We start from the raw sequence: 11,366 nt of genomic DNA, 5'->3' as shown, positions 1-11,366 counted from the left end.
ATCAGCCTGTTCTACAAAGTCCCTATTTGTAACTATTTTGATGTCCGGATCATTACAACATTTTCTGTTCGGGAGAAAATCAACTCAATCATCCTATTGGTTGAATGGTCAGTAAACGCAAAAAACCGGCGAAAAGGCCGGTTTTTTGCATGTTATACGGGTATGGACTACTTGCTCGTCACCCGTATCGAAATCCTTCTGTTCTGAGCTCTTCCTTCCTCGGTTTCGTTGGAAGCCACAGGATGTTCTTCTCCATACCCCTCGGACTCCAGCCGGGAAGCCTCAATTCCCAGGTCCCTAAGAGAACCTTCCACCGATTCGGCTCTTGCTGTGGAAAGTTTAAGGTTAGCAACGGAATCTCCGGTATTATCCGTATAACCGCCGAGTTTGACTTTTACGTTCGGATAGGCTTTCAGAATTTCGGCCACGTTTTCAAGTTGCTCCTGAGAAACAGGTTTAAGTTTATCACTGCCTGTTTCAAATAACAAACGGTCAAAATCGAACCAGGTTTCCTTGTCAGCTTTGGCATCCGATTGGATGAACTCCAGTAGTGCAGACTCTACCGGAGTACCGGAGGCTGCAATATTCAGTTTCATCCCGTTCAGCTCCAGAATAGCAGTTTCGGATACAACCACCGGTGTTTCCATCACTTCCACTACCTCTACCGCCTCATGCGAGGTAACCGCGATATGCGGGGCAATCACCAGTGAAACGATAGACATCAGCTTGATCAGAATGTTCATCGAAGGACCGGAGGTATCCTTAAAAGGATCACCGACAGTATCCCCCGTAACAGCCGCTTTATGCGGATCCGATTTTTTGTAATAAGTCTGTCCATTGATTACCGCACCCTTTTCAAAGGATTTTTTGGCATTATCCCAGGCACCGCCTGCGTTGTTCTGAAAAATACCCATTAGTACGCCCGAGACCGTTACACCAGCCAGCGTACCGCCCAATACCTCAGGTCCAAAAAGAAAACCAACGAGCACCGGGACGATCAGGGCTATCAAGCCTGGGGCAATCATTTCCTTTATGGAAGCCTGAGTAGAGATAGCCACACATTTATCATATTCGGGCTTGGCAGTACCTTCCATAATTCCCGGAATTTCACGAAACTGACGACGCACCTCTTCCACCATTTTCATGGCTGCACGACCCACAGCCGCAATCGCAAGGGAAGAGAAAATGAAGGGTATCATCGCACCGACAAACAGACCCGCCAGTACGTTAGCTTTGTAGATATCAATAGCACTGATACCAGCTACACCACAAAATGCCGCAAAAAGAGCCAGAGAAGTGAGCGCAGCAGATGCAATTGCAAAACCTTTTCCCGAGGCAGCCGTGGTGTTTCCTACAGCATCCAGGATATCCGTACGGCCGCGCACTTCCTCCGGCAAATGTGCCATTTCAGCAATACCACCAGCATTGTCGGCAATCGGCCCGAAAGCATCAATAGCGAGCTGCATGGCAGTGGTAGCCATCATACCTGCCGCTGCAATAGCAACGCCGTATAAACCTGCAAATTCGTAACTGATAAAAATCCCAGCAGCCAATACCAGCGTCGGAATAACAGTAGATTCCATCCCAACGGAAAGTCCTCCGATGATGTTGGTTGCATGCCCGGTGGAAGATTGATTCACGATCGACTGAACAGGGCGTTTGCCCATGGCCGTGTAATACTCAGTAACATACGCCATGATAGCACCCACAACAGAACCCAGTAAAATAGCGTAAAAAACGTCCATTGCACCGAACTCCACTCCTCTGATCACCAGCGAACCGGAAGGTAACATCCACATGGTCAGAGGATAGGATACTACAAGAGTAATAATGATTGAGCCCCAGTTTCCGCGGTTCAATGCGCCCTGCACATCTCCCTGATCGGAAGTTACCTTTACCAGCAGCATTCCTATGATAGATGCCACAAGTCCGACCCCGGCGATGACCATCGGTAAAAGAATGGGGGCAATACCTCCGAAATTATCTCCGCTTGAAATAATCTCCCGCCCCAAAACCATCGTTGCAAGAATGGTAGCAACATACGAACCAAACAAATCGGCACCCATACCGGCTACGTCACCCACGTTATCGCCTACGTTATCCGCAATGGTCGCCGGGTTACGCGGGTCATCCTCCGGAATACCCGCTTCCACTTTACCAACGAGGTCAGCACCTACGTCAGCCGCTTTGGTATAAATACCACCGCCTACACGTGCAAAAAGCGCTATGGATTCAGCACCGAGGGAAAAACCTGCCAGTACTTCCAGCACTTTTTCCATGGCCGCACCGTTTACGTCAGCACCTTCCTTCACAAAGGAATAATAGAGAATAATGAACAGCCCCCCGAGACCGATTACAGCGAGACTGGCCACGCCGATACCCATCACAGAACCACCTGTAAAGGATACTTCCAGTGCTTTACTCAGGCTTGTACGTGCAGCCTGCGTAGTGCGAACGTTTGATTTTGTGGCGATATTCATGCCGATATATCCGGCATAGGCGGAAATGAAGGCCCCGGCAATGAACGACACACCTATGAATACGCTGGAATTTTCCACCAGCGTTCCAGACCATCCCAGAAGTATACTGACAATGATTCCAAAAATGATGAGTACTCTCCATTCGGCTTTGAGGAAGGCTAATGCACCGTCTGCAATGGCATCAGCAATTTCTTTCATATTAGGATCACCTGAGTCTTGTCGGACAACCCATCCCCTCTTAAAAAACATAACCAGCAAGCCAATTAAGCCAAGAATCGGCACTAAATAGGTAATATAACTCATGCGAACGATTAGGATTTGGTTAAAGAATTTAAAATTTCGTAAATATAGAGATTGCCCTGCCATTACAAAATGGGAAAACCACTTTTTTTGGCCAATTCAAACAGTTTTTATAAAAAATTAAAGAGATTTTCCCTGCCGCACAATAGACACAATGCCACAAGGAGCTGGTTACCAGACAAAATACAAAAACGTGCTGTTCAGGGTAGTGAAAGGCCCGAAAAAGAGCAAATCCTGATACTTCCAGAACAACCCGGGCGCGCCAAAAATCACTGTAAGGCATCCTGCCGCGAAAGTGGCTCTGGTATAAAAAATCGGAACAAAGAAGTTTACTTTCTGAAAATGCTGAGGATGAGATAAGACACCAGAAATCCGGCCGTTCCGGCTATACCCGCTAGAAGTGTCCCTCCAACAAAATATTGAACAATGTTCATGTGGATAGACGCCAGCGTGAGGTTATCCATGGAGGTGAGTTCCACCCCGTTACGATAGAACAACCCGCCGAACTTATAACTGCCAAAGATTATAAACGGGATAAAAGGAGGTAAGCTGACATTCGCGGCTGTTAGAAAAAGTACTTTGTTCATACGGAAATAAACGGCAAGGGGAATTCCCGTCAGCAACTGAAATCCCCAGATAGGAACAATTCCCATAAAAAAGCCGAAACCGATGGACTTTGCCTTGCTTACGTTACTTTCCTCCGGCTTGACGGCCTCCTGCCGGATAATCTCCCAAAGCCCTTTACGCCTGACATTCCTCAACAGCCGCTTGGGCAGGTAATACAGCAAAGTGAGGATAACAAAATAGGTATTGAGAATGCTGATACGCGTAAAGTCGCGAAAGGGGCGAAAATGGGTTACCCTTTCATTTTTATCATAAATCACCCGGATACTCACCGGCACAATGGGTACATCCTTCCAGGCAAGCCGAACGATCACCTCGATTTCGGTTTCAAACTTATTGGTAAATAAACTGATTTGGCTGATCGGTTCAAGGGGATACAGGCGGAAGCCGGTTTGTGTATCAGGAAGGGTCAGGCCGGTTTCAAAAGTAAACCAGAAATTGGAAAACTTGTTACCGAACGAACTCTTGCCCGGAACTCCCTCCTGGTTCATATTCCTGGAACCCATGATGAGCGCTCCCGGATACTCCATAGCCTTGCTGATAAAAAGCGGGATATCTCCCGGCAAATGCTGACCATCCGAGTCTATTGAAATGGCATTCTGATACCCCCGGGCATAGGCTTCTGCAAACCCCTTTCGCAGGGAGTATCCCTTACCCCGGTTTACCTGGTTTGTCAGGATATGAATGTCCGGGTACTTAGCCAGAATAACGGCTGTCTGGTCCGTTGATCCATCGTTGATCACAAAAATATCCTTCGCTTCCGCATACTCCAGCACACCATCAATTACCCGTTTCAGCGTATTCTGATTATTGTAAGTGGGTATAAGGACACAACATTGAATGGCTGCCAGGGTCATTTTGGGGATATCGGGTTAAGACTGGATCAGTTTTGAGAAAGAAGGTATGAGGTAACTGCAGCAGTGCTAGGCGTAGGACGACTGGGCCTTGAAATAAACTGTTTCTTTAAAAGACCCGGATGACATGACTTCCAGAAATTCGCCATCCGTAAATTTAATACCTATATTCACAACGGGCGTTTCTTCGGGATTAAGAATTTGTAAAAACTTACAGGTCCGCATATTTTTCAGCCGGAGCTTTCGGCCCAGGTGCTGCTGCATAATTTCCTTTACGATCTCCAGCTGGATAACACCAGGAGTTACCGGCATCCCGGGAAAATGTCCCCTGTAAATGGGATGAGACGCATCCAGCCGGATTTCCGCCATAATAACGCCCTCTTCCTGATCAATACTTCTGACGGTGTATAAACTATTAAGAAACATAAGATATGAAACAGAAAGACTTACAACTTATCAAAGATTCCGGCAGTTATCGGCTGGTTGATTTTTTCATTCGAAAACTTCATGATGCTTTTATCGCCGCTTTTTTCAAAAAAAGTTAGTTCCCGCAGCCTGAACGAGCTCTTGGTAAAAACCAGACTGATTTTAGAATACACATTTTTCAATCTCTTATTCACAGGTGTCAGGACGATCAGGTATTGATCCGCCTTTTCAAAATACGCTTTCGAAAATCCCTTATTATCCTGGAAGTCGCCGTTCACGAGGCCAATCATCAGATCCTTGATCTGGCCTGCCATACGGCCTGCGGCTACATTTTTCTCCTTGCCGTTATCACTCACCCGCATTTGATCACCATTGATCAGAATGATATACCTGGATGGGCTTTCCTGCTCCCACCGCATTTTGTTTTCCTTCTGATAATAAAATATTCCTGCTGTTTTCTGGGGTTCTTTCAAAACTGCAAGGTATTTCTCTTCTTTAAAATTTGCCTGAATGCTGCCGGTGTTTTGTGCTGACTTTTTAAGTTCGGCCACAACCTGTGCCGGATCCTGCACAGGTTTAAAATCCTGCGCCGAAACAGAATGTATCTGAACAAAAAACAAGAAAAGAAATATCGGATACTTAAGCATAAGGTTCTTTTTGAATGATGGTGTGCAGCGGCTCAATGACGACCCGTTTTTGCCTGCAATGTTCGATAACATCTTCCAGGGCATCCGCCGTTACAGACAGATGGTCGTGCAATAAAACGATGTCTCTCTTTTTTAAACGGGTTAATATCCGGTCTATCAGCTGATACTTATTTTTGGCCCGGGTATCCAGGCTTCTCAGCGACCAGCCAATTGAATGCATGTGCAGCTGTTGTAATACTGCGGCATAACGCGGATTAGTAACTCCGAAAGGTGGGCGCAAATAAGCGGGCCTTTTCCCGGTGATATCCTGAATAACCTGATTACATTTTTCAAAATCCCTGACCAGCCGCGCCGTCGAAAAAAAGCCGATGAACACGTTATGACTGTACGAATGATTGGCAACGGTATGCCCTTCTGCAAGGATTTGCCTGAGAAGCGCGGGCTCTTTTTCCGCTTTCTTCCCGATCACGAAAAAGGTAGCCGATACCTGTTTTTCACGCAGGATGGCCAGTATCCGGGGAGTATTATCAGGATCTGGCCCGTCATCGAAAGTCAGTGCTATGGACTTTTTCGTTCCGCGGTTAATCGATCTGAGGAAATAATTAGCCCCGATCTGCGCTGAGCCGTAAGCCGTTATGCTCAGATACAACAAAGCAATACCCCCGATCACAAAATAGGCGAATCCGGTTTCCCAAAAGATAAAACCAAGGACTACAATGGCCGTTGCGGCTGCGTATGTAACAATGTTATGCTTCAACGGACCGAATAAGCGTTAAACCCAAATTCCTGTTCATCCGATTACATACTAATGCAAGCGCACCCGCTCTCCCCTGCCCGAACCGGTCAACAGCAAAATGCAGAGCAAAGGCAGAGGCCGTTGCATACAAACCGGAGTATGGCAAATATTCCACAAACGCTAGCCCGGCATCTTCACTTTTAACAAACTGAAAATCAGCCGATCCACCAAAATCAGCCGAAGGATACAGTACCAGATCCAGGTCCATGGCAGTCAGTCCGTTATGAGCCAGAAATGCTGTAACAGCAGCGGGTATATCCTGCACTGCTCCCGCAACCTCTACATCAATGATTTCTGCCAATGCGTTCTCCCTCTCTTCGGATACCATAAAAAAAGAAGCACCTGAAGTCAGTGGTATGTCAGCCGGGCCCTGCCCCAGGTGCTCAGATACTTCGTTCAGAAACGGGATATGCTCATCAGAAGCCCCGACCAGGATATTCCGCTGCTCTTCCGCCAGCAACAGTAAAGCGTCCTGCAAAGCATATTCAAAAGACAGCGTATTTTGCGTGTGGGTCATATTATATCCATGGTTTCCAAGGCTCAGGGATATTTGTCCGGCAATGGTATTATGGGTAGACTGGATAAAAGATGTGGGTGGTAACATCCCTTCCAGTGTAAGTACGTTGTTCAGAAACTTCTCGGTGTCCAGCAGACAACCTAGACCGGTTCCGACTACAATAGCATCTGGCTGATCCGTACTGGTCTGCCTCAGGCAGTCTTTTGAACAAGCTACAGACATTCGCAGGATTTTACTCATTCTCCTCAACAGGCCTGCCTCAATGTATTCTTTATAGTTGGGTTGGATGAGCTCAGAACCTTCCGCCAGCGGGCTGATCACAGAGGAAAATCCATCATTACCGAATGATGGCTGGTGGGTGATGGAAGATGCGGCAGTTATATAATACAACGACTTATTTTTTAGATCTCAATGATTAAAACGACAACTCAGGCTTCCCGGGCAAATACCAATGATGAATTATTTCCACCGAATCCGAATGAGTTGGAAAGGACCGAATGAATATCCTGCCCTGTTTTAAGGCTTGTTACCGGAACTAAACCCGTCTCTTCGATACTGTTTCTATAATTCAGATTGGGAAAAACCAGACCGTCTCTGATCGCCAGAACAGAAAAAACCGCCTCAATTGCTCCGGCAGCGGCCAGGGTATGCCCGGTATAAGCTTTGGTTGAACTGAAGGGCGGAATGTTGTCTCCAAAAATATTTTTCAAAGCCACAGACTCCGACACATCGTTATTCTTTGTACCCGTACCATGTGCGTTGATGTAGCTGATTTCCTGCGGTGTTATCCCTGCCTTCTTCAACGCATTCCCGACGGCAAGGGTAGCCCCTTTCCCTTCCGGAGACGAGGCCGTCTGATGGTATGCATCTGCCGCATTGGCCCAGCCGCTCAGATAACACAGGGTTTTATTGCCCGAAAAATTTAAACTCTTTTCATTCTCCAGTAACAAAAAAGCAGCACCTTCTCCGAGGTTAAGGCCAGCGCGTGACTCATCAAAAGGGCGGCACCAGGCATCATCATAGATCATCAGCGACTTAAATCCGTTGATCGTAAATCTGGTGAGCGGGTCAATTCCGCCTACCAGCACGCGGTCCAGCTTTCCCTGTTCCATCAGCCGGGCACCGAGCATAATGGCATTGGCTCCCGAAGAACAGGCCGTCGACAAGGTATTAATATACCCCGCAATGCCTAGTTGCTTTGCAATGTTTTCAGTTGTATTGCCACTGTCGTGGTATTTTAGTACTTCATAGTTACCAGGATTTCCTTTCAGATAATCCTGGTAAAAAACTTCACTTTTATCCATGCCGCCCACGGAAGTGGCAGAAATAATACCTGTTTTCAGCTGGGGATGATGTACGTTAGTGCCCCAGGCTTCGCTGGCGGCCATAAGACCCAAAAGGGTTGTTCTTGAAAGATAGGGATTACTGAGACCGAAACGCACGAGTAGGTCTTCATTACTCATTTTCACCTCCCCCACCAGCAGGTCATTCCTTTCATCCCAGCGTTTGGAAACCGATATCCCGGATTTCTCTCCCCGCAACGCCTGAAGATTTTCGTCTACCGTTAAGCCAATAGCCGAAACAATCCCCATTCCTGTTATACGAACACCCACTTTCGGTTAAATTAGAATAATAAAATAGTATCAGTCCAGTGTAAAGGTGAACTGGTCAAAAGGCTCAGTTCTCCAGGCATATTGCCTGGTGGTTGGTGAGATAGCAAACAACGGTGAAAACGTTTTTACTTTTACAGTCTTGCCGTCCGGTAAAAATTCCAGTATTCTCAGCCAGCCATCTCCTCCGTTCCCGTGCCAGCCACCTCCCATTGCCTGTGCGTTAAATACCATTTGCTGCACCGGTTTACCTGCACTGTTCAGATCCGTCCGGAAAGCTACATGCTCTTTTGGTGAATCCGGAGAACCAATGTGCCCCGCAAAAACCATCCTGATGTTGGTACTGGGCCGCACAAGTCTGGAGAACATAGCCGCTCCGTAATTTACATCCGTCAGCGGATACTCTTCCTTCACAATATGCTGGTTGTCGGAGTCCATGTAAGAATGGGTCAGCACAATCACCTGATGATCCTTATACTTTGGCTGCTCAATCACCTTTTTTGCCCAGGTGATCACGTCATTCCGTGGCGCAAACTCAAGTACCATAATCAGGTAGTTTTTACCATGCGGAGAGGTAAAATCATAGACCGCATTAGCCAGTGTAGGCTGTCCCAGAAAGTCAGTACCTACCTCACGCAGAAGCTTTTGAGACAAGATATTTTTATCAACCGGAAAATACTCGTTGTAGCGGGAGTTCCTGTTTTCGGCGCTTTTAAAACCATAGTCATGATTACCCGTTGCCGCAACATAAGGTACCTTGCCGTCAAGCCGCCCAAAAGCGCGGGAAACAGCCTGCCATTGCGCCTTGCTTGTCTGGTTTCCGTTGACACCGTCCGGAGCAAGGAGTTCGTTTTGTTCTACGAGATCTCCTGTGCACAAAACCATTTTGATTTGGAGCGGGTCGATATTCTCGCTTACCCAGGAAGTCATCAGGTCAAAAATCGCCTGGTTTCTTTCAAATTTGACATAGGTCTGTGGGTCGGGCAAAAGCACAAGCGACCAGGAAGCCGGATCAGTGAGCTTTGGTGATACATAATCGCTTTTCTGCGCAATGGCACTTTGTGAAAGTATCCATAACAGTAAAACTCCGTACAGCAGTTGCAGATTACTTTTCATCAGACCAGCATGAGATTAACCTTTTTTACTGCGGATATACTCCGCCATGGTGTTGACCGTCAGGAAGGCTTCCTTCCCCTCTTCCGGGTTGGTGACCTGAATACCATGGAATTTCTCAAGCAGCACTATGAGTTCCAGGGCATCAATCGAGTCCAGCGCCAGGCCTTCTTCCCGGAAAAGGTAAGTATCGTCCCCAATATCAGAAACCTGGATATCTTCCAGATTCAGCTGCTCAATGATTTGTTTCTTTAAGTCTTCTTTTAAGTTATCCATTATCATCCTGATTACCTTTCTGCAATAAATTATCAATCATATCCCGGCAATACATGCCAGATTCTTTGCTGTGAAGTCAATTCCTGTACCCGCTTTTGTTTCCACAAAAAAGAGAAAAATTTCGATTTTATCATCCAGTATATCCAGCCATCCCCCCAGTACCGCTTCTGTATTTCCTGAAAGCAGGATATTTCCGTAGTTCACAAAAAAATCAGCCGCGAAGTTAGGCAAAACAGCAAACATATTTTCACCATACCACTTGTTAAGAATAGCTATTTCGCCCAATACGATGTTGGGCAGGGTATATACAAAAAGAGCGGGGCTCGGAGCTGTGTTTTCCTGATATGTTTTTTGAAAACGCTGATCGGTATCAGCACTGGAATGGCTGTTTGCAAAAACCATGGCCACTGCATCATCCCGATAGGAAGACAGGTCAGGATTCACCTTCCGAAGTGCTTCAAAGGCAAGAAACCCTGCCTGAGCCAGCTGATCCATTTTATAGAACTTCGGGTACGACAGCCCTGTTTCCTTGTACAACTCCCTGAGCCAGGTGTCTTCAGTGAATTTCCGGCTGGCGACCATTTCTCCGTTAACTGTACAGCGATCATGGCTTATCCGGCAGTAGGATGTAATAAAGCTCATAGGTTACGGATAATCAGTGAAGCATTCCCGCCCCCAAAGCCCGATGCCGTTTTGAGGATGGTATGCAAGGGAGTTGCGATATTATCTTTTACAATGTTCAGTTCCTTTGAAGTCCCTGAGTTTTCAAAACCAAGGCACCGGATCAGTGTTTGCTTTCGTAACATCTGCATGGATGCCGTCGTTTCGATCACACCCGCTGCCCCCAGCGTGTGCCCGAAATACCCTTTCAGGCTATTGAGAGGAATATGATTCATCCCAAGCCTGTCAAACGCGATGGCCTCCATTTCATCATTATAAACGGTGGCAGTGCCGTGAGCCGAAATAAAATCAATGTCCGAGGCCGTTAAACTGTGATCAGCCAAAGTACGCGTTACGGCCCTGAACAATCCTTCGCCGGTACGCGATGGCCCGGAAATATGGTTAGCATCATTGGCCGAAGCTCCTTCCAGTAGCCGGAGAGGCGGCTCCCTGTAAATTTCAAGGCTCTTGGAAAGCACCACTCCTGCGCAGCCCTCACCCATGGTAATTCCATTTCTGCTGGCGTCAAACGGCGCACAGGGCCGGTTACTAATGGCAAAAAGTGACTGAAATCCAAAAACCACGAAATCTGAAATGACATCGCATCCCAATACTACCACATGGTCGTAGTGCCCTGCGCGGATGAGGTTACCTCCTGCATTGATGGCCAGCACCCCCGATATGCAGGCATTTGAAATCACCAGGGGTATATGCCGTAGGCTGAATCGCCGCGAAATATTTTGAACAGCCGAAGCAAACTGATCCCGGATGCTTTCGTTTATGGCACCTTTCGTAGAACTGATTATCACCAGCGTCCGATCCGAGGAAATGATGGCGGGATCAATTTTATCAGATATATCGGCTAAAATCTTGACCAGAAGATTCTCAAATTTGAAGGCTGGCTGGAAATTCTCCATTCGGGCCAAATGAAGTGCTCCACCATTAAAACCCGCGCCTTCCACCAGTGAAATACCTGTGCGGTTGGCGCAAAGCGCGTCCCAGTTTTCCTCCGTACAATTACCCAAAGGGCTGATGATCGATTCGGCGCCGATATAAGACATTA

General features: G+C 47.1%; 11 protein-coding genes. All 11 read right to left on the bottom strand.

Annotation, left to right across the window (positions count from 1 at the left end; all coding sequences use genetic code 11):
- Positions 1-167: 167 nt before the first annotated feature.
- Positions 168-2,783 (bottom strand): sodium-translocating pyrophosphatase, encoded by a 2,616-nt coding sequence (locus KOE27_RS07455; RefSeq protein WP_215238179.1) that lies wholly within the window; start codon positions 2,781-2,783, stop codon positions 168-170.
- Positions 2,784-3,109: 326 nt separating this feature from the next.
- Complete coding sequence (locus KOE27_RS07450; RefSeq protein ID WP_215238178.1) at positions 3,110-4,261, bottom strand: DUF2062 domain-containing protein; 1,152 nt, start codon at positions 4,259-4,261, stop codon at positions 3,110-3,112.
- 66 nt (positions 4,262-4,327) lie between these two features.
- On the bottom strand, positions 4,328-4,684 hold the full coding sequence (locus tag KOE27_RS07445; protein ID WP_215238177.1) for a 3-hydroxyacyl-ACP dehydratase: 357 nt from the start codon (positions 4,682-4,684) through the stop codon (positions 4,328-4,330).
- Positions 4,685-4,704: 20 nt separating this feature from the next.
- Complete coding sequence (locus KOE27_RS07440) at positions 4,705-5,331, bottom strand: outer membrane lipoprotein carrier protein LolA (RefSeq protein ID WP_215238176.1); 627 nt, start codon at positions 5,329-5,331, stop codon at positions 4,705-4,707.
- The gene (locus KOE27_RS07435; protein ID WP_215238175.1) at positions 5,324-6,088 is read right to left on the bottom strand and encodes a polysaccharide deacetylase family protein; all 765 of its coding nucleotides are present in this window, start codon (positions 6,086-6,088) and stop codon (positions 5,324-5,326) included. The genes KOE27_RS07440 and KOE27_RS07435 overlap by 8 nt, the downstream gene beginning before the upstream one ends.
- Positions 6,078-7,034, bottom strand: a complete 957-nt coding sequence (locus KOE27_RS07430) for a beta-ketoacyl synthase chain length factor (protein WP_215238174.1) — start codon at positions 7,032-7,034, stop codon at positions 6,078-6,080. Before KOE27_RS07430 ends, KOE27_RS07435 begins: the two co-directional genes overlap by 11 nt.
- A gap of 38 nt (positions 7,035-7,072) precedes the next feature.
- Entirely contained in the window at positions 7,073-8,257 is a 1,185-nt protein-coding gene (locus KOE27_RS07425) for a beta-ketoacyl-[acyl-carrier-protein] synthase family protein (RefSeq protein ID WP_215238173.1), read from the bottom strand.
- A gap of 30 nt (positions 8,258-8,287) precedes the next feature.
- On the bottom strand, positions 8,288-9,370 hold the full coding sequence (locus KOE27_RS07420; RefSeq protein WP_215238172.1) for a metallophosphoesterase: 1,083 nt from the start codon (positions 9,368-9,370) through the stop codon (positions 8,288-8,290).
- Positions 9,371-9,385: 15 nt separating this feature from the next.
- Positions 9,386-9,643: a phosphopantetheine-binding protein gene (locus KOE27_RS07415; protein ID WP_215238171.1), complete on the bottom strand. Its 258-nt coding sequence runs from the start codon at positions 9,641-9,643 to the stop codon at positions 9,386-9,388.
- A 36-nt stretch (positions 9,644-9,679) separates the two neighbouring features.
- On the bottom strand, positions 9,680-10,285 hold the full coding sequence (locus tag KOE27_RS07410; RefSeq protein ID WP_215238170.1) for a beta-ketoacyl-[acyl-carrier-protein] synthase family protein: 606 nt from the start codon (positions 10,283-10,285) through the stop codon (positions 9,680-9,682).
- Positions 10,282-11,364, bottom strand: coding sequence for a beta-ketoacyl synthase N-terminal-like domain-containing protein (locus KOE27_RS07405; protein ID WP_215238169.1), 1,083 nt, complete (start codon positions 11,362-11,364; stop codon positions 10,282-10,284). Before KOE27_RS07405 ends, KOE27_RS07410 begins: the two co-directional genes overlap by 4 nt.
- Positions 11,365-11,366: the final 2 nt, after the last annotated feature.

The sequence above is a fragment of the Dyadobacter sp. CECT 9275 genome (assembly GCF_907164905.1).
Classification (GTDB): Bacteria; Bacteroidota; Bacteroidia; order Cytophagales; family Spirosomataceae; genus Dyadobacter; species Dyadobacter helix.
This window is presented reverse-complemented; position numbering and strand designations above follow the sequence as displayed.